The 18,121-nt window shown below is 65.1% G+C and carries 17 protein-coding genes; all 17 read left to right on the top strand.

Features of this window, described 5'->3' with window-relative positions:
* Positions 1 to 4 precede the first annotated feature (4 nt).
* The 17 genes from flgF (at position 5) to BUA26_RS03490 (ending at position 18,104) form a co-directional block, all read left to right on the top strand.
* Positions 5 to 745, top strand: coding sequence for a flagellar basal-body rod protein FlgF (gene flgF, locus BUA26_RS03570; protein ID WP_072757926.1), 741 nt, complete (start codon positions 5 to 7; stop codon positions 743 to 745).
* A gap of 92 nt (positions 746 to 837) precedes the next feature.
* A complete protein-coding gene (gene flgG, locus BUA26_RS03565; protein ID WP_072757924.1) occupies positions 838 to 1,623 on the top strand; it encodes a flagellar basal-body rod protein FlgG in 786 nt (261 codons plus the stop codon).
* A 14-nt stretch (positions 1,624 to 1,637) separates the two neighbouring features.
* Positions 1,638 to 2,318, top strand: coding sequence for a flagellar basal body L-ring protein FlgH (gene flgH / locus BUA26_RS03560; RefSeq protein WP_072759995.1), 681 nt, complete (start codon positions 1,638 to 1,640; stop codon positions 2,316 to 2,318).
* Positions 2,318 to 3,610, top strand: a complete 1,293-nt coding sequence (locus BUA26_RS03555; RefSeq protein ID WP_255368142.1) for a flagellar basal body P-ring protein FlgI — start codon at positions 2,318 to 2,320, stop codon at positions 3,608 to 3,610. The genes flgH and BUA26_RS03555 overlap by 1 nt, the downstream gene beginning before the upstream one ends.
* A 15-nt stretch (positions 3,611 to 3,625) precedes the next feature.
* Positions 3,626 to 4,711, top strand: coding sequence for a flagellar assembly peptidoglycan hydrolase FlgJ (gene flgJ / locus BUA26_RS03550; RefSeq protein WP_072757922.1), 1,086 nt, complete (start codon positions 3,626 to 3,628; stop codon positions 4,709 to 4,711).
* Between the two features lie 156 nt (positions 4,712 to 4,867).
* A complete protein-coding gene (gene flgK, locus BUA26_RS03545) occupies positions 4,868 to 6,742 on the top strand; it encodes a flagellar hook-associated protein FlgK (RefSeq protein ID WP_072757920.1) in 1,875 nt (624 codons plus the stop codon).
* A gap of 3 nt (positions 6,743 to 6,745) precedes the next feature.
* Positions 6,746 to 7,948: a flagellar hook-associated protein FlgL gene (flgL, locus tag BUA26_RS03540; RefSeq protein ID WP_072757918.1), complete on the top strand. Its 1,203-nt coding sequence runs from the start codon at positions 6,746 to 6,748 to the stop codon at positions 7,946 to 7,948.
* Positions 7,949 to 8,073: 125 nt separating this feature from the next.
* On the top strand, positions 8,074 to 9,501 hold the full coding sequence (locus BUA26_RS20810; RefSeq protein WP_072757916.1) for a flagellin N-terminal helical domain-containing protein: 1,428 nt from the start codon (positions 8,074 to 8,076) through the stop codon (positions 9,499 to 9,501).
* Positions 9,502 to 9,564: 63 nt separating this feature from the next.
* Entirely contained in the window at positions 9,565 to 10,962 is a 1,398-nt protein-coding gene (gene fliD, locus BUA26_RS03530; RefSeq protein ID WP_072757914.1) for a flagellar filament capping protein FliD, read from the top strand.
* A gap of 32 nt (positions 10,963 to 10,994) precedes the next feature.
* Entirely contained in the window at positions 10,995 to 11,402 is a 408-nt protein-coding gene (gene fliS / locus BUA26_RS03525; RefSeq protein WP_072757913.1) for a flagellar export chaperone FliS, read from the top strand.
* A complete protein-coding gene (gene fliT, locus BUA26_RS03520; protein ID WP_255368141.1) occupies positions 11,399 to 11,701 on the top strand; it encodes a flagellar protein FliT in 303 nt (100 codons plus the stop codon). Before fliS ends, fliT begins: the two co-directional genes overlap by 4 nt.
* A gap of 159 nt (positions 11,702 to 11,860) precedes the next feature.
* Complete coding sequence (locus tag BUA26_RS03515) at positions 11,861 to 12,421, top strand: PilZ domain-containing protein (protein WP_072757912.1); 561 nt, start codon at positions 11,861 to 11,863, stop codon at positions 12,419 to 12,421.
* A 360-nt stretch (positions 12,422 to 12,781) separates the two neighbouring features.
* The gene (locus BUA26_RS03510) at positions 12,782 to 14,206 is read left to right on the top strand and encodes a sigma-54 dependent transcriptional regulator (protein WP_072757910.1); all 1,425 of its coding nucleotides are present in this window, start codon (positions 12,782 to 12,784) and stop codon (positions 14,204 to 14,206) included.
* A gap of 186 nt (positions 14,207 to 14,392) precedes the next feature.
* The gene (gene fliE, locus BUA26_RS03505; protein ID WP_072757908.1) at positions 14,393 to 14,719 is read left to right on the top strand and encodes a flagellar hook-basal body complex protein FliE; all 327 of its coding nucleotides are present in this window, start codon (positions 14,393 to 14,395) and stop codon (positions 14,717 to 14,719) included.
* A gap of 46 nt (positions 14,720 to 14,765) precedes the next feature.
* Positions 14,766 to 16,475, top strand: coding sequence for a flagellar basal-body MS-ring/collar protein FliF (fliF, locus tag BUA26_RS03500; protein WP_072757906.1), 1,710 nt, complete (start codon positions 14,766 to 14,768; stop codon positions 16,473 to 16,475).
* Positions 16,465 to 17,481, top strand: a complete 1,017-nt coding sequence (gene fliG / locus BUA26_RS03495; RefSeq protein ID WP_072757904.1) for a flagellar motor switch protein FliG — start codon at positions 16,465 to 16,467, stop codon at positions 17,479 to 17,481. Before fliF ends, fliG begins: the two co-directional genes overlap by 11 nt.
* A complete protein-coding gene (locus BUA26_RS03490; RefSeq protein WP_072757902.1) occupies positions 17,481 to 18,104 on the top strand; it encodes a FliH/SctL family protein in 624 nt (207 codons plus the stop codon). Before fliG ends, BUA26_RS03490 begins: the two co-directional genes overlap by 1 nt.
* Positions 18,105 to 18,121 lie beyond the last annotated feature (17 nt).

Below are 18,121 nucleotides of genomic sequence, written 5' to 3'. Positions count from 1 at the left end.
TCCCATGGACCATTCGCTCTATGTAGCCATGACCGGTGCCACGCAGATGATGCGCGAGCAGTCGGAAGTGGCGCACAACCTGGCCAATGCCGACACCGTCGGCTTCAAGGCGCAGCTGTCGGCGTTCCAGCCGCTGCCGGTGCAGGGTACGGGCATGCCCACGCGCATCAACGGCGTGGCGCAAGGCCTGGGCGTGGACATGCGCGAGGGTGGCCAGGTCGAGACCGGGCGCGAAATGGATGTGGCGGTGCAGGGCGCAGGCTGGATCGCGGTGCAGGGCGCCGACGGCAGCGAGGGATACACCCGCGCCGGTGAATTGCGGCTCACGTCGGACGGCCTGCTCACCGATTCCCGCGGCAACCTGGTGCTGGGCGACGGCGGCCCGATCAGCGTGCCGCAGAGCAGCCAGATGAATATCGGAGCCGACGGTACCGTGTCAGTCGTGCCGATGGGGCAGGCCCCCGCGACCATCGCCGCAGTCGGCCGCATCAAGCTGGTCAACCCTGGCGTCGACCAGCTTTCGCTGGGCAGCGACGGGCTGATGCACCTGAGCAACGGCGGCACCGCGGATGCCGATCCGGCGGTCACGCTGAAATCCGGCGTGCTGGAGTCCAGCAACGTCAATCCCTCCCAGACCTTGGTGCAGATGATCCAGCTGTCGCGCCAATACGAATTGCAGATCCGCTCCATCCACAGCGCCGACGAGAACGCGCAGTCAGCCTCGCGGCTGCTGCAGATGACCTGACTGGCCCGGCCCTGACAAGCCAGTCAAGCACGATATTTCATAAAGACATCCAGACGTCCAAACGTACATACGTAAAAGCGGAGTCCATCGACATGTTTTCATCCCTGTGGGTAGCCAAGACCGGCCTCGATGCGCAGCAAATGCGCATGGACGTGATTTCGAACAATCTGGCCAATGCCAACACCACCGGCTACAAGAGCGCGCGGGCGGCGTTCCAGGATCTGGTCTACCAGAACCTGCGCCAGCCCGGTGGCCAGACCACCGAACAGACCCAGTCGCCATCGGGCCTGATGCTGGGCACCGGCGTGCGCGTGGTGGGCAGCGAGAAGCTGTTTACCCAGGGCAACCCCGAACAGACCGGCAACTCGCTGGACGTGGCCGTGCAGGGCCGCGGCTTTCTGCAGGTGACGATGCCCGACGGCACCATCGCCTACACGCGCGACGGCTCGCTGCATCTGGATCAGAACGGCCAGATCGTCACCGCCAATGGTTACGCGGTGGACCCGGCCGTGAGCGTTCCGGCCAACGCGCAGAGCATCACCATCGGCAGCGACGGTACGGTCAGCGTGAGCCTGCCGGGGCAGGCGGCGACACAGCAGATCGGCACGGTGCAGTTGGCCGATTTCATCAACCCCGCCGGCCTGCAGCCCAACGGCAACAACCTTTACCTCGAGACCGCCTCCAGCGGTTCGCCGCAGATCGGTCAGCCGGGCCTGAATGGTCTGGGCACGCTGTCGCAGGGGCAGCTGGAAAGCTCCAACGTCAATGTGGTCGAGCAGATGGTCGACATGATCGAAACCCAGCGCACCTACGAGATGAACTCCAAGGCGGTGACTGCCGCCGACACGATGCTGCAGTTCCTCACCAACAAGACCTGAGATACGCCGTGATGATGCTGAATCGCCGTTTCCCCCTGATGCTGTGTGCGCTCACCGTGCTGGCCGGCTGCGCCGGCGTGCCGCGTGCACACGACGATGCCGAGTGGGCGCCGACGCCGCCACCTGTGCAGCAGGTGGCACCCACGCAGGCCGACGGCTCGATCTATCACGACTCGCAGAACATGGAGCTGTTTTCCGATCCTCGCGCCCACAGAGTGGGCGACATCCTCACCGTGGCGCTGGTGGAAAGCACGCAGGCCAGCAAGAAGGCCACTACCAGCACCAGCAAGACCGACAAGGCCAAGATCGCCTCGCCGACGATTCTCGGTCAGAACCTGTCGATCGGCGGCAAGGTGGCCGACATCGGGCTGGATGGCGAGCGCAGTTTCGATGGCGCCGGCTCCAGCAGCCAGAGCAACCAGCTCACCGGCCAGATCACCGTCACCGTGGCGCAGCGCCTGACCAACGGCAACCTGCTGGTACGCGGCGAAAAATGGCTGACCATCAACCAGGGCCAGGAGCTGGTGCGCATCTCAGGCATCGTGCGCCCGCAGGACATCGGCCAGGACAACGTCGTGCCATCCACCCGCGTGGCAGACGCGCGCATCAGCTACACCGGTCGCGGCACCCTGGCTGACGCGAACACGCGCGGCTGGCTGTCGCGCTTCTTCAATTCCAAGTGGATGCCGTTCTGATGAAGACGCAGCACAGCAGGCAGGCGCGTCAGCCTGCTGCGATCGAGCCAGACCCGGCCCGCGAACCGGCACCGATCCGCGTGAACACGCTGACCAGTGTCACGACGAGGGTGGATCCACTCGATCCGCGCTCATTGGCACAGAGCCGCGGCGCACAGATCCGCGCCGCGGTGCGGCGCTGGCATGCATTCGGTTCCATCGCGGTCTTGTGCTCGCTCGCGCTGCTGCTGGTGCCCACATCGGCGCGCGCGGACAAGATTCGCGACCTGGTGCAGGTGGCCGGCGTACGCAGCAACCAGTTGATCGGCTACGGACTGGTAGTGGGCCTGGATGGCTCCGGCGACCAGACCACGCAGGCACCGTTCACCACACAGAGCCTGGAGAACATGCTGCAGCAGTTCGGCATCACGGTGCCGGCCAGCGCACGGCCACAGCTGAAGAATGCCGCGGCCGTGATGGTAACGGCCGAGCTGCCGCCATTCGCCAAGCCCGGCCAGGTGATCGACGTTACCGTCGCCTCGATCGGCAACGCCAAGAGCATCCGTGGCGGCCAGTTGCTGATGGCGCCGCTGCGTGGCGCCGATGGCAATGTGTACGCGGTGGCGCAAGGCAGCGTGGTGGTCGGTGGCGTCAGCGCGCAGGGCAAGAGCGGCTCCAGCGTGCAGGTCAATATTTCCGCCAGCGGGCGCATCCCCAATGGCGCCTCGGTGGAGCGCACCGTGGCATCGTCATTCGCCGGCGGCGGCGATCTCATGCTGAATCTCAATACCGCCGATTTCATCACCGCAGCGCGGATCGCCACGGCGATCAACCGGGTTTACGGTGCGGGCACCGCGCAGCCGCTCGATGGCGGTTCGGTTTCGGTACGCGGGCCGCAGGATCCCGCGCAGAAAGTAGAGTGGCTGGGCGCGATCCAGAATCTCGATGTGCAGCCGGGCGATGCGCCGGCCCGGATCGTGGTGAACTCGCGCACCGGCACCGTGGTGATCGGCTCGGATGTGCGCGTCAGCGCGGCCGCGGTGGCGCATGGCGCCATCCAGGTCACCATCGGCGAGCAGGCGCAAGTCAGTCAGCCGGCACCGTTCAGCCAGGGGCAGACCGCGATCGTGCCGAGCAGCAGCGTGCAGGTCAGCGAGGACGGCGGGCACATGTTCAAGTTCGGCCCCGGCGTGAGCCTGGACGCCATCGTCCGCGCCGTGAACCAGGTCGGCGCGACACCGAGTGATCTGATCTCGATTCTGCAGGCGCTGAAGCAGGCTGGCGCGCTTCATGCAGATCTGGTCGTGATCTGATCCGGTGACGTAAACATGACGCCCATCAACAGCACCTCGCCCGCACTCGATACCTGGACCGAACTGTCCGGTTTCCAGCAGTTGCGTGCGCAGGCGCGCAGCGATGGCGGCAAGGGTGCGCTGCCGGCGGTGGCCAAGCAGTTCGAGGCGATCTTCACCCAGATGATGTTGAAGTCGATGCGCGATGCGAACGCCAGCGTGGGCAGCGACCTCGCCGGTAGCGAGCAGGTCAATTCCTATCGCGACATGTTCGATCAACAACTGTCGCTGACCCTGGCGAACGGCCACAACGGCCTGGGCATCGCGAAGATGCTGGTGCACCAGCTCGGCGGCAAGCCGGACGCAGCTACCGATGCCGGCGCCGCGCATGCCTTGCCGGGATCCACCGCTGGCGTACTCAACGCCAACGTGCGCGCCCTGCTGCAGCTGGGCGCTAGCGGCGACTCGACCGGCGGCGAAGGCACTTCCGATGCGGCAGGCAGCATCGGCATCGCCGCCATGCCGTCGACGGCTGACGCCGGTTCGGCATGGCGCGATACGCTGGGTCGCCTGGCGCAAGGCGCGCTTGATGTGGCCGGCACGGCGGCGAAGCTGCTGCCGGGCGGCGACCCGGTGAACTTCGTTCGCGCGCTGGCACCGCATGCGGCCGAGGCGGCGAAGCAGCTTGGCGTGTCGGTGCGTGCGCTGCTGGCGCAGGCGGCCCTGGAAACCGGCTGGGGCAAACATCTGCCCAGCCATGGCAACGGCAACAGCAGCAACAATCTGTTCGGCATCAAGGCCGGCGGCGGCTGGGCCGGTGACAAGGTCAGCGTACCCACGCTGGAATATGAAAATGGCGTGGCGGTACGCAAGCGCGATCAGTTCCGCGCCTACGACTCGCCCTCCGAATCATTCTCCGATTACGCACGCCTGTTGACCGACAACCCGCGCTACGCGCAGGCACTGGGCCAGGGCGAAAACGTCGCCGGCTTTGCGCGGGCGCTGGTGCGCGGCGGCTACGCGACCGATCCGTCGTACGTCGCCAAGATCACCGCGATCGCCAACAGCGCGCAGATGCGCGAAGCGCTGGCCGGCCTGCAAGCGGACGGCAGCGTCCCATGAACGCGCCGGCGCCATCTCCCACCCGCGGCTTCGCCCCTTCGAATCGGCGTCCCCGACACATTGCCGGACGGTTCGCTCAAGAGAGCGCTGCGGCGGCCGTTACCGTTTCCACGTACCGTGCGATCCCGGCGGTGCCCCAGGTGTTGAGGATGTTCCATGGCTGACATGCTTTCGACCGGCGTGTCCGGGCTGCTTGCCTCGCAGATCGGGCTCAGTACGGTCAGCCACAACGTGGCCAACGTGAACACCGACGGCTACAGCCGTCAGGTGGTGTCGTTCGGCGCCAGGCTGCCGGAGGGACAGTCCGGCTATTACGTCGGCACCGGCGTCAACACGGTGGCAGTGCAGCGGGCCTACAGCCAGTTCCTGAACAGCTCGCTGTGGTCGGCCAGTTCCGGGCAGGGGCGCGCCACCACCATGGTCAGCCTCACCGGCCAGATCAACAATCAGTTGTCCGGCAGCACCAACCTGCAAACCTCGCTGGACAGTTTCTACGGCGCCGTGCAGGACATGGCCAATGCGCCGTCGGATGCCGCCTCACGTCAGGTGCTGCTGGCCCGCGCGAACGGATTGGCCACGACGTTTCGGGCGCTGTCGGGCCAGTTCAGCGCGCTGTCCGGCCAGGTGCAGCAGCAGATCGGCGACGCCGTCGACTCGATCAACAGCGACAGCCAGTCCATCGCCAAATTGAATGGATTGATCCGCTCCTCGTCGGCGACCGACGGCACGCCGCCGGCCGACCTGCTCGACCAGCGCGATGCGCTGGTGAAAAAACTGGCGGGCGAAGTCGGCGTGAGCGTGGTGCCGCAAAACGACAACACCATCAGCGTCTTCGTCGGCAACGGCCAGGCACTGGTCACCGGTACCGAAGCGCACGCACTGGCTACTGCGCCGAATGTCTACGACGCCACCCGCCAGGAAGTGGTGGGCGCGGCCTCGGGCAATGTGCTCAGCGGCCGCATCGGCGGCGGCACGCTGGGCGCGTTGCTGGATTTTCGCGGCAACGTGCTCGACCCCGCACAGGCCCAACTGGGCCGCACCGCGCAGGCGATGGCGAGCGCGTTCAATGCACAACATGCGCAGGGCGTGGACTTGCAAGGCAATGTCGGCGGCACGTTCTTCAACGTCGCCGGCCCTACCGTGCAGGGCGCCGCCATCAATACCGGCAGCGGCACCGTGGATGCCAGCATCAGCGACATCGGTGCGTTGACCGGCAAGGACTACGTGCTGAGCTACGACGGCAGCAACTGGAGCATGCGCGACACCAATGGCAGCACTGTGCCGCTCAGCGGTACCGGCACCAGCGCCGACCCCTTCAAGGCTGCCGGCCTGAGCCTGGTGGTCGGCGGCAGCGCCAGCGCCGACGACAGCTTTCGCGTGCAGCCCAGCCGCAACGCCGCGGACAGCTTTTCGGTCGCGATCACCGACCCGGACAAGATCGCCGCAGCCGCGCCGTTCGCGGTCACCGCTGCCGCGGCCAACACCGGTACGGCATCACCCAGCGTCAGCATCAGCGACGGCAGCAATGCCAATCTGTTCAACGCCAGCTCCATCGTGTTCAGCTCACCCACCAGCTACAGCATCGATGGTGGCGCGGCGCAAACCTACACACCCGGCCAGCCGATCGTGCACAACGGCTGGAGCATGCAGCTCAGCGGTGCGCCGCAGGCCGGCGACAGTTTCAGCCTGCAGGCCAACAGCAATGCGCAAGGCGACAACAGCAATGCACTGATGCTGGGCAAGGTCGCGAATCTGGGCGTGCTCGACGGCGGCGTCACCAGCACCGGCCGCGCCTACAGCCAGTTGGTCAGCCAGGTCGGCAGCGCCGGCTCGCTGGCCAAGGACGATCTGACCACACAGACCGCGGTGTACAGCCAGGCGATGAGTTCGCAGCAAAGCGTGTCCGGCGTAAATCTGGACGAAGAGGCTGCCAACCTGTTGCGTTACCAGCAGGCCTACCAGGCTTCGGCCCAGGTCATCAGCACGGCCAACAGCATATTCGGCGCGCTGCTCAGCGCCGTGCGGGGATAACACATGCGCGTTTCCACCAGTTGGGCACAGCAGCAATCCGTCGGCAGCATGATGGATCGGCAGAGCGACCTGTCCGATCTCAACACACAGCTGAGCACCGGCAAGCGCATCAACCAGCCGTCCGACGATCCGGTCGGCGCGGCGCGCGCGTTGGACCTCTCGCATCTCACCTCCGACACCGCGCAATACCAGCGCAACATCACCTCCGCCAACGCGCGGCTGGGCCTGGAAGACCAGAGCCTGTCCAACACCAGCGACGTGCTGGGTCGCGTGCGCACCTTGCTGCTGCAAGCCGCCAACGGCAGCCAGACCGATGAGACCCGCGGCGACGTCGCCGCAGAGATGGTGCAGCTGCGCCAGCAATTGCTCGGTCAGGCCAATAGCAAGGACGGCCAGGGCGACTACATTTTTGCCGGCAACCGTACCGGCACCGAACCGTTCGCTTCGCAGAACGGCGTGAGCTACGTGGGCGACGCCGGCCAACGCATGGTCGCGGCCGGCTCCGGCCTGCAGGTGGCCACCGGCGATCCGGGCAGTGCCGTGTTCGTCGACATTCCCACCGGAAACGGCACCTTCGCGATCAGCGCCGACCCGGCGAATACGGGCACGGCCGTGGCTGGCGCCAGCACTGTCAGCAACCCCAATGCCAGCCCGTCGGCGTGGGATGGCGGCAGCTACGCCATCGTGTTCACCGCAGCCAACGCATACGAAGTGCGCGATAGCGGCGGCGCGGTGCTGGACAGCGGCAGCTACAACGCGAGCAATGGCGGCAGTATCACTTTTCGCGGCGCCCAGGTGGCCTTCAGCGGCACGCCCGCGGTGGGCGACAAGTTCGCGCTGGGAGCATCCACCAAGCAGGATGTGTTCACCACACTGGACAACATCATCAACACGCTGCGCGCGCCCAACGGCGGCGGCGCGGCGATGCAGAACAATATCAACACGCAGTTCGCGAATCTCGATCAGGCGATCGGCAACATCACGCGCACACGCGGCATGGTGGGTGCGCGTATGAACGCGCTCGATCAGCAGAGCGGACTCAACGACGATCTGACCCTGCAATACAAGAGCGCGCTGTCGGACGTGCAGGACGTGAACTACTACGACGCGATCAGCCAGCTTGGTGCGCAGACCACGGCACTGCAGGCCGCGCAGCAGACATTCACCAAGATCCAGGGTTCAAAATTGTTCGATTATTTGCGTTGACAAGGCTCAAGTTTCGGTGGTGGGGGTCGAAACAGTTCACAAGGCGGATGCATTCAATGGTGAATCCCCGCCGGATTGTCTGAGCCGACCGTTGTCGGCACACCACCCCGATTCGGAGAATTCCCATGGTCATGAGTGTCAACACCAACATCAGCTCGCTGAATGCCCAGAACAATCTGGCCAAGTCGCAGAGCAAACTGGCAACCGCCATCGAGCGTCTGTCGTCCGGTATGCGCATCAACAGCGCGAAGGACGATGCCGCCGGCCTCGCCATCTCGACCCGCTTCACCACCCAGATCAATGGCCTGAACCAGGCGGTCAGCAATGCCAACGACGGCATCTCGCTGGCGCAGACCACCGAGTCGGCGCTGAACGAGGTGACCAACAACATGCAGCGTATTCGTACGCTGGCGGTGCAGTCCGCGAATGCGACCAACTCCGACAGCGATCGCGCCGCGCTCGATGCCGAAGTGCAGCAGCGTCTGGCGGAAATCACCCGTATTTCCACCCAGACCAGCTTCAACGGCCGTCATGTGCTCGATGGCAGCTTCGGCAACGCCGCGTTCCAGGTCGGTGCCAACGTCGGTGAAACGATTTCGGTGAACCTCAGCCAGGGTGCGCGTGCCGACCAGATGGGTTCGCTGGCCACCGGAACCGGCACTGCCGTAACCACCAACGCCCTGGTCGCCAACAACCTGAAAGTCCAGGTCGGCACCGGTGCGGTCACCAACATCGCCGCTTCGGTGGCGGGTCCCTCGGCCGGCCAGGGCGCCGGTAGTGCTTACGCGAAAGCTGCGGCGATCAACGCGTCCAATGTCTCCGGTCTGACCGCCACGGCCAGCAGCTCGGTCAGCGGCGCATTCACCAGCACCGGCGGTGCCGCCGGCAACACTTACGCGTTGAACATCAACGGCCAGGACATCTACGCTGCGGGTACCGATACCTCGGGCGGCGCGTTGACGGGTGACAAGGTGGTTGCGCAGATCAACGCCTACTCCACCCAGACGGGTGTGACAGCCGCCGTGGATGCGGGCGGTAACATGACGCTGTCGACCGTCGACGGCCGTGATATCAACGTCACCCAGACCCTGGGCGGCGGCGCTACGGGTGGCCTCGCCGCAGGCATGGTCACGAATACTCATGGCACGCTCACGCTGAGTGCCGCTTCCGCCATCACGTTCTCCGGTTCGCAGTCGGCCGACATCGGCTTCTCGGCCAATATCGCGCTCGACACCACCAAGACCCTGGCTTCGGCGAACGTGCTGACCGTGAGTGGCGCCAACGCCACGATCAACCGCATCGACGCGGCGCTGGCCACGGTCAGCGGCATGCGCAGCAACCTCGGCGCGGTGCAGAACCGCTTCAGCTCCACCATCGCCAACCTGCAGACCATTTCGCAGAACCTGAGCGCGTCTCGCAGCCAGATCCAGGATGCCGACTTCGCCGCGGAAACCGCGAACATGTCCAGCGCGAACATCTTGCAACAGGCCGGTGTCTCGGTGCTGGCACAGGCCAACTCATCCACGCAGGCTGTGCTCAAGCTGCTGCAGTAATTGCAACCCGGAACGGCCGTGCACTAGCGCGGCCGTTCCACTTATTCAAGGGAACCCAGGCTCATGTCGATCACCGTAGGCTCCACTACACCAACCTCGGGTTTATTGACTTCACTGGGTGTGGGTTCCGGGCTCGATGTCGCCTCGCTGGTCGACAAGCTGGTGGCCGCCAAGAAGGCGCCGCAGCAGGATCAGATCACCAACCAGGCGGCTGCCGCCAATACTCAGCTTTCCGCGCTGGGCCAGATCAGCGCAGCACTTTCAGCACTGCAGTCGGCGATGGCTCCGCTTAGCGACGGCAGCGCGTTTGCCAGCCGCACCGTGACCAGCGGCGACACCACCGTGCTCGGCGCAGGCAGCGACGGCACCGCGGTCAATGGCAACTACAACATCGTCATCAGCAAGTTGGCCAGTTCGCTGAAGGCCTCTTCCGGCGCATTCGCCAGTTCCAGCACCGCAGTGGGCACCGGCACGCTCACCCTCACGGTGGCGGGCAAGTCGATGAGCCTCACGCTCGGCAGCACCAACAACTCGCTGGCGGCCGTGCGCGATGCGATCAACAAGGCCAGCAACAACCCCGGTGTGTCGGCGACCATCGTCACCGGCAGCGACGGCGCGCATCTGGTGTTGAGCAGCACGCAGACCGGTGCGGCCAATGGTTTCAAAGTGAGCAGCAGCGGCGGCGACGGCGGCCTGGCGGCGTTGAATTACGACGTGGCGGCATCGAGCGGCAATGCGCTGAGCGTGATCAACCCGGCCAGCGATGCGAACTACACCATCGATGGACTGCCCGCCAATAGCGCGAGCAATACCGTCAGTACGGCGATCAACGGTCTTACGCTCAATCTCATCAAGGTCGGCAGCAGCACGCTCAGCGTGTCGAACGATTCCTCCAAGGCCACCAATGCGCTGACCAACCTGGTCAGCACCTACAACAGCTTCGTGGGCATCTACCAGAACCTCACCAAGTACGACGCCACCAGCGGAACCGCCGGCGCGATGATCGGCGACGCAACGCTGAACAGCATCAACAGCACCTTGTCGAGCATCGTCGGCGGCACCGCGAACGGCGCGACCCTGTCGTCCATCGGCATCTCGCTGCAGGTGGATGGCACCTTGAAGCTGGACAGCGGCACGCTCGCCACGGCGCTATCCGATGGCGGCAAGACCGTCGGCAACCTGTTCGCCGGCACCGGTGGCTTCGCCGCCAAACTGAATACACCGCTGAGTACGTGGGTCGGCGACTCCGGCCTGCTGGCAGGGCGTACCACCAGCCTCAGCCAGCAGCTGACGGATCTGTCGAGCCAGCAGACCGCGCTGAACAGTCGCATGGACGATCTCACCGCGCGCTACCAGGCGCAGTTCACCGCGCTCGATACGTTGATGAGCAAGCTCAACAGCACCAGCAGCTATCTCACGCAGCAGTTCGCCGCGCTCAACAACACCAACAACAACAAGTAATCCGCAAAACCTCGAGGCAGGAGATCACGGTCATGGGATTCGGCTACGGCGCAGGCGCCTACCAGCAAGTTTGTTCGCACGGCGGCGTGGAGTCGGCCGATCCGCATGGCCTGATCACGCTGTTGATGGATGGTGCACTCGAGCGGCTGGTGAAGGCTCGCGCGCACATGTTGCGCGGCGAGGTGGCCGCCAAGGGCGAGACCATTTCGCGTTGCATCGAAATCATCGGCGGGCTTCGCGACAGCCTCGATCCCAAGGTCGACACGGCGATGGTCGAGCGTCTCGACTCGCTGTATGAATACATGAGCCGTCGCCTGCTGCAGGCCAACCTGCGCGACGACGCCGAAATCCTCGATGAGGTCAGCCGGTTGCTGCAGCAGCTGCGCGACAGCTGGGTGCAGATCGCGCCGTCGCCCACAGCGCATGCGGTGGGTGCGTGAGCACGATACCGGCCACGACGGAATCGCCGTTGGCGCAGGCGCTTGCCATCACGCAGTCGATGCTGTCCGCCGCTCAGGCCGGGGATTGGGAACGCGTGGCCGGTCTGGAAGCCACGCGCGAACCGCTGCTGCTTCGCCAGCATTCGGCCGATGCGGTCAGCCAGGCCCAGCTGGGCGAGGTTCTGGCGTACGATCGCGAGCTGCAGGCGCTGGTGGGCCGGGCACGCGACGCCATTGCCCGGCAATGGCAGCGCGAAAACGGCCGGGCCCAGGCGATCGCCGCTTACGCGCGGGCGTAAGTCTGGCCTCGACCGTCCCCGGAGACAGTCGCGGATTGCGCTGTCCCGGGCCCGTCCTGCATGGCATCGGAAACTGTCCAGCGCGGCGGGTTCCGGAATCTTCAGCGGATACCCTTTCCGCAGATAGCGCAGATAGCCCAGATAGCGTGGAGCGGCACGATGAATACCGATCGGTGGGACGAGTTCGAGCAGCGCGTGAGCGTCGAAGAGAGCATGCACGTCGATTGCGAGCCGCTTGCCTGGCCGCCGCCGCACGCGCAGATGCTGTGGCTGGCCGAACGCAACGCCAACACGCTGGCGGCGATCGCCGCGCTGGAAGAGCGTCGCGCTGATCTGGCCGAAGACGACAGCCCGCTGATGCAGGAAATGCTTCGCATGGATGCCAAGCTCACTGCGCTGGTGGATATCGTCAACCAGCTGCTGGTGCCTTCCAGCACCTTGCCGCCGCGGCAACTGCTGCGTTTCAACGCCGTCGGTGCGCTGCTGCCTGCCGGCATGGTGCCGCCCGGCGACGCCGTGATATTGCGCCTGCGTTTCGATCTGTGCCGCAGTTTGCCGCTGGAACTTCCCGCGCAAGTAGCCCGTCGATTCGACGATGGTCATACGTTCGTCGTCTTCACATTGCTGAGTGACGTGCTGGGTGACGCAATTGAGCGTTTGGTTTTTCGCCATCACCGACGCAAAGTGGCAGAGGCACGCCAGCTGCCTCATGTGACGTGATCCGAACGCGAATCAAGTTGACATTCGTCGTGTGATGCAGTTCGCAAATATGGGCATCGACGTGCGATTCCTTTGACGCTCGTCACGCATGGCACCGGCGCGAAATCACGTTACGTGTTCCGACAAAAAATCCTTTGTTTCATATGGTTACGATGAATTTCCGTGCATGGCTTGCGCATGGACGGTGTGGTCGCTGCCCTCGGTTTTCCGGCACGTGACGTTTTGTCGGCACGATCACCCAAAAAACTGGCCCTCTTATTGCTCATGGTTCATCAGGCCGGCGACGGAAAGTCGGCGACGATGAAAAGGCAGTCCCGCTGGAAGCATGGGGTTTGCCAAATGTGCAATACGGAGAGAGTGATGCAGAAATTCGACTTTCTTGTGATCGAGTCCGACGAGGCGCGGGCGAGCTCCATGCTCTCGGCACTCCATTTCCTGGGCTACCGACCGCAACACGGAGCGACCTGCAGCGAGATCGATGAATCCACCCACGCATGGCGTGCGGTCTATATCGGCGGCATCGACGATGCGGCCGAAGCAGAGCGCCAGTTCTCGATGCTCGGCGCCACGGCCGCCCACGTACCGGTACTGCTGGCCGAGGATTCGCCGTGGGCCGAACGCTTCAGCGCGCCGACCTCGCCATTTGCGGCACGGCTGGCGATGCTGGCGTTTCCACTGAGCTACGGAAAGATGGTGGAGGCCATGCGCAACATCTATGCGCGCCTGCTCGGCAATCAGTCCAGCGGGTTGCGTTTTGTCGGCAACTCGGCGCCGATGGTTCGCGTCAATGCGTTGATCCGCCAGGTGGCGCCGTTCGATTCCAGCGTGCTGGTGCTGGGCGAATCGGGCACCGGCAAAGAGATGGTGGCGCGTGCCATCCATGAAGCTTCGCCGCGCCGGGACAAGCCGTTCGTGGCGATCAACTGCGGTGCGATTCCGGCCGAGCTGCTGGAGAGCGAGTTGTTCGGCCACGAAAAGGGTGCCTTCACGGGTGCGATCACGGCACGCAAGGGTCGCTTTGAAATGGCCGAGGGCGGCACTTTGTTCCTCGACGAGATCGGCGACATGAGCCTGCCGATGCAGGTGAAGCTGTTGCGCGTGCTGCAGGAGCGCGCCTACGAACGGGTTGGCGGCAACAAGACCCAGCGCTGCGACGTCCGCATCATCGCGGCGACCCATCGCAACCTGGAGCAATCGATCGCCAACGACCGCTTCCGTGAAGATCTGTTCTACCGCCTCAGCGTGTTTCCGCTCGAGTTGCCGTCGCTGCGCGAGCGGCTGGAGGATCTGCCGCTGCTGATCACCGAGTTCAATCAGCGGCTGGCCCGCCGGGGACTGGGGGTGGTGCGTTTCAGCGCCGGCGCGATGCAATCGCTGCGTGCCCACGCCTGGCCGGGCAATGTGCGCGAGCTTTCCAATCTGGTCGAGCGCATGGCGATCCTGTTTCCGCACGGTGAAGTGCGCAGCAGCGACTTGCCTGAAAAATATCGTGGCCAGCATGCTGGTGATGAGGTGCATGGCGCGGCGCTGCTGGCGCTGATGGAAGACGAGATGCAGCTGGGCGAGTGCACGCTGCATCCGGTATCCGAATCGCAGCGCATGCTGCCTGAGAACGGACTGGACCTGAAGGATCACCTGGCCGACATCGAGGTGGGCTTGATCCGCCAGGCTCTGGATGTCACCGGCGGCGTGGTGGCGCATGCAGCGCGCCTGCTGCACATGCAGCGCACCACCCTGGTGGAAAAGCTGCGCAAGTACGGTTTGCAGAACGGTCTCGCGGCCTGATCCACATGCGAGTTTTCACATGCGGGTTCAGTGGCGCCGCAATCCCTGGTGGTGCGATACGCACGGCGCGGTTCGCCTCGCTCATGGTCTTGCCGCGTTGTTTTTCTCCGCATCCCGCTGGCACGGCTCGTGCTTTTACCACTGTAAACCCGTCACGCGCCGGGATTCCGTCATGAGGCAATCGACATGAGCACGATCGACGTCAACAACCTGCTTTCCCAGATGCGCCAGATGTCGGCGCAGGTGCGCATGCCGGAAACCGCGTTCAAGGCAGCGCCGGTCAGCGCGCAGCCGGATTTCTCTGCCGTGCTCAAGCAATCGATTTCCGCCGTGGGCCGCAGCCAGATGGAGGCGGGCAACATGGCCGCGAGTTTCGAGCGCGGCGATGCCGGTGCGGATCTCGGCCGCACGATGATCGCGATACAGAAGGCCGATCTTTCGCTGCGCACCATGGTCGAGGTACGCAACAAGTTGGTCGATGCGTACAAGGACATCATGAACATGCCGGTCTGACGCTTTGCGTCGACCTCGACTCAGCCCTTAGCAAACGAGCAGCACCATGGCAGACAACGCCATCGCGACGACCGGCAACAACGGTTCGCGCCTGGATCCCTTCAAGCAGATCGCCCGCAATCCGGCGATGCGCCAGCTCGTGCTGCTGGTGGCGATAGCCGCGGCAGTGGCGCTAGGTGTGGCCGTGGTGCTGTGGTCGCGCGGACCGAACTACGGTCTGCTGTATTCCGGCCTGGAACAGAAGGATGCCGCGGCCATCGCGCAGGAGCTGCAGGCCACCAACACCGCTTACCAATTGAGTGCCGACGGCTCGTCGATCATGGCGCCGGCCGCAGACCTGGCAGCACTGCGGCTGAAGCTGGCCGCCAAGGGACTGCCCCAGGGCAGTGCCGCCAGCAGTACGCTGCCAGCCGCCGATTCACCGTTCGGCATGAGCGATCTGGCCGAGCGCACGCGCTATCAGCAGCTGCTCGAAACCGACCTGGGAACTACCATCGGTGGGCTGCAATCGGTGCGCGCCGCACGAGTGCATCTGGCATTGCCCAAGCCGTCGGCCTTCGTCCGCGACAACCGCGAGGCCAGCGCATCGGTACTGGTCACGCTGTATCCGGGACGCCAGCTCGATGCGGGCCAGGTGGCGGCGATCGTGCATCTGGTGTCCGCCAGCGTGCCGGACCTGGACGCGCGCCAGGTTTCCGTGATCGACCAGCAAGGCCAGTTGCTCACCAGCGATCCGGACAGCCCGGGCGCGGTGGACGACAACCGCCTGCGCATGACAACGCGGATCGAGAACACCTATGCCCAGCGCATCGAAGACCTGCTGACGCCGCTGGTCGGTCCCGGCAGGGTGCGCGCGCAGGTATATGCGGATCTGGATTTCAGCCAGAGCGAGAAAGCCACCGAGACCTTCGGCCACGATCATCCTTCGCTGCGCAGCGAGCAGACCAGCAGCGATCAGCACGGCGGCGGCGCGGCCGCTGTCGGCGGCGTGCCCGGCGCACTGAGCAACCAGCCGCCTTCCCTGGTGGCGCAGCCGACGGCAGCCAAGCCCGACGCCGGCAAGGCGACGGCAACCAGCGGCACGGCCGCCACCGGCACGACCAATTCGGGTGACAGCTCCAGCAGCGCCACACGCAATTACGAGCTTGATCGCACCATCAGCCATGTCAGCGATCCGGCCGGCCGGCTGGCCCGCCTCACTGTGGCGGTCGTGCTGGACGACAAACTGGTCAATCCCGCCGCCGCACCGGCCGGCAGCTCGTCGACGGCGACCGAGAACAAGGCGGTGCCGTTCAGTGCGCAGGAGTTGCAGCGGCTGACCGAGCTGACCAAGAACGCTGTGGGTTTCAATGCCGACCGCGGCGACAGCGTCAGCGTGGTGAATCAGGCTTTCCATCACGGCGCCGTACCCGATGCGTTGCCGGAGACGCCGCTGTGGGATCGGCCCGGCGCGATGGATCTGATCAAGCAAGGTCTCGGTGTGCTGATTGCGCTGCTGGTGGCGTTCGGCCTGCTGCGTCCGCTGCTGAAGGGACTGGCGCGGGGCGAAACCGCGCGTGCATTGCCCACGCCGATGCCGAAGATCTCGGTGAGAGTCGATGACGAACCCGCCGCCAACGAACCGGCCCGGCTCGCCGGCGCCGTGCCGACGCTCGCGTACGAGCAACGCATCGGCCAGGCCCGGCGGATGGTGGGCGAAAACTCCAAACAGGTGGCACAGGTCGTGAAGAACTGGGTGAGCGAAGATGGCAACTAACCGGTCCGACGCGCCCATCAACGGCGCACAACGCGCAGCGATCCTGTTGCTCACGCTGGGCGAGCAAGACGCCGCCGAGGTGCTGAAGCATCTCAGCGCACGCGATGTTCAGGCCGTCGGCACCGCGATGGCCGCTCTCTCCAGCGTGTCGCGAGAACACGTCGAACACGCGCTGGAGAAGCTCAACGAAGACATGGGTCGGCAGACCTCGCTCGGTGTCGGCACCGAGGAATACATCCGCAAGATCCTGGTCAACGCGCTGGGCGAGAACAAGGCCGGCGGCCTGATCGACCGCATCCTGCTGGGGCGCAGCAGCAAGGGACTGGAATCGCTGAAGTGGATGGAGAGCCGCGCCATCGCCGAGATGATCAACCAGGAACACCCGCAGATCATCGCGCTGGTGCTGGCGCACCTCGAGCCCGACCAGGCGGCCGAGGTGATCGGCTACCTGCCGCCCCGCGTGCGCTCCGATGCGGTGATGCGCATCGCCACGCTGGACGGCGTGCAGCCGCATGCGCTGAACGAACTGGACGAAATCATGGAACGCCAGTTCTCGGGCAACAACAAGAAACTCAAATCCGCCAACGTGGGTGGCCTGAAGGCCGCCGCGGACATCCTCAACGCGATGGAAGGCAGCCGCGAAGCCGAGCTGATGACCGCCATCCGCAGTCACGACGATGCCTTGGGCGGGCGCATCGAGGACCTGATGTTCGTGTTCGAGGACCTGGCCGAACTGGACGACCGCGGCATGCAGACGCTGCTGCGCGAAGTGCCTTCGGGCACCTTGATCACGGCGCTGAAGGGCGCCGAGCCGGAGATCCGCGAAAAGATTTTCGCCAACATGTCCAAGCGTGCCGCCGACATGATGCGCGACGATCTCGAAGTGAAGGGGCCGGTACGTCTGAGCGAGGTCGACGCCGCTCAGAAAGAGGTGCTGGCGATCGCCCGCAAACTTTCCGACGCCGGCCAGCTCAGCCTCGCCAGCGGCGGGGATGAGTTCGTCTGATGGCTGCCGCGAGCCACACCTTGGCACAGGATTTCCAGCGCTGGGAGCTGCCCAACGTGGGCACCCAGTCGATCGCACCGAAAGCGGCCAATACGCCGCCTCCACCCACCGTGCACGAACTGGCCGCGCTGGAACAGCAGGCGCGCGACGAAGGCTATGCCGCCGGCCAGGCCGAGGGCATGGCCGCAGCGCAAGTGCAGTTGCGCCAGCGCATGGCCCAGCTCGATGCGTTGTACGAGGCCGCCGCGCGGCCGCTGCAGATACTCGACGAACAGACCGGACAGGAGCTGGCCCGGCTGGCGACCATCGTGGCCAGCCGGGTGATCGTGCACGAGCTGAAGCTGGCGCCGGGACTGATCGCGAACGCCGTACGCCAGGCGGCCAGCGCGCTGCCCGCGGCCACTCGCGAGCTGCGCGTGCATGTGCATCCGGATGACCTGGCCTTGTTGCAGGAACTCGGCGCGGCGGAAAGTCATTGGCAGCTGCTGGCCGACCCCGCGCTGGCACGCGGCGATTGCCAACTGGAAAGCGCGCGTTCGCGGCTCGATGGACGGGTGGAAACCCGCCTGGCCGCGATCATCGATGCCGTGCTCGGCGACGACGCCGGCGGATCCGACGAATGAACAACACCCCGCGCATT

The sequence above is a fragment of the Rhodanobacter sp. OK091 genome (genome assembly GCF_900142825.1).
GTDB lineage: Bacteria > Pseudomonadota > Gammaproteobacteria > Xanthomonadales > Rhodanobacteraceae > Rhodanobacter.
The sequence above is the reverse complement of the archived record's forward strand: the minus strand, read 5'-3'. Positions and strand labels throughout refer to the sequence as shown.

Excerpts from the sequence above, each read along its gene's own strand:
- fliD (WP_072757914.1), top strand. The coding sequence starts at position 9,565 with ATGTCGATCACCGTAGGCTCCACTACACCAACCTCGGGTTTATTGACT.
- flgH (WP_072759995.1), top strand. The coding sequence starts at position 1,638 with ATGCTGAATCGCCGTTTCCCCCTGATGCTGTGTGCGCTCACCGTGCTG.
- BUA26_RS20810 (WP_072757916.1), top strand. The coding sequence starts at position 8,074 with ATGGTCATGAGTGTCAACACCAACATCAGCTCGCTGAATGCCCAGAAC.
- fliF (WP_072757906.1), top strand. The coding sequence starts at position 14,766 with ATGGCAGACAACGCCATCGCGACGACCGGCAACAACGGTTCGCGCCTG.
- flgK (WP_072757920.1), top strand. The coding sequence starts at position 4,868 with ATGGCTGACATGCTTTCGACCGGCGTGTCCGGGCTGCTTGCCTCGCAG.
- flgF (WP_072757926.1), top strand. The coding sequence starts at position 5 with ATGGACCATTCGCTCTATGTAGCCATGACCGGTGCCACGCAGATGATG.
- BUA26_RS03555 (WP_255368142.1), top strand. The coding sequence starts at position 2,318 with ATGAAGACGCAGCACAGCAGGCAGGCGCGTCAGCCTGCTGCGATCGAG.
- BUA26_RS03510 (WP_072757910.1), top strand. The coding sequence starts at position 12,782 with ATGCAGAAATTCGACTTTCTTGTGATCGAGTCCGACGAGGCGCGGGCG.
- fliS (WP_072757913.1), top strand. The coding sequence starts at position 10,995 with ATGGGATTCGGCTACGGCGCAGGCGCCTACCAGCAAGTTTGTTCGCAC.
- flgG (WP_072757924.1), top strand. The coding sequence starts at position 838 with ATGTTTTCATCCCTGTGGGTAGCCAAGACCGGCCTCGATGCGCAGCAA.
- flgJ (WP_072757922.1), top strand. The coding sequence starts at position 3,626 with ATGACGCCCATCAACAGCACCTCGCCCGCACTCGATACCTGGACCGAA.
- fliE (WP_072757908.1), top strand. The coding sequence starts at position 14,393 with ATGAGCACGATCGACGTCAACAACCTGCTTTCCCAGATGCGCCAGATG.
- BUA26_RS03515 (WP_072757912.1), top strand. The coding sequence starts at position 11,861 with ATGAATACCGATCGGTGGGACGAGTTCGAGCAGCGCGTGAGCGTCGAA.
- flgL (WP_072757918.1), top strand. The coding sequence starts at position 6,746 with ATGCGCGTTTCCACCAGTTGGGCACAGCAGCAATCCGTCGGCAGCATG.
- fliG (WP_072757904.1), top strand. The coding sequence starts at position 16,465 with ATGGCAACTAACCGGTCCGACGCGCCCATCAACGGCGCACAACGCGCA.
- BUA26_RS03490 (WP_072757902.1), top strand. The coding sequence starts at position 17,481 with ATGGCTGCCGCGAGCCACACCTTGGCACAGGATTTCCAGCGCTGGGAG.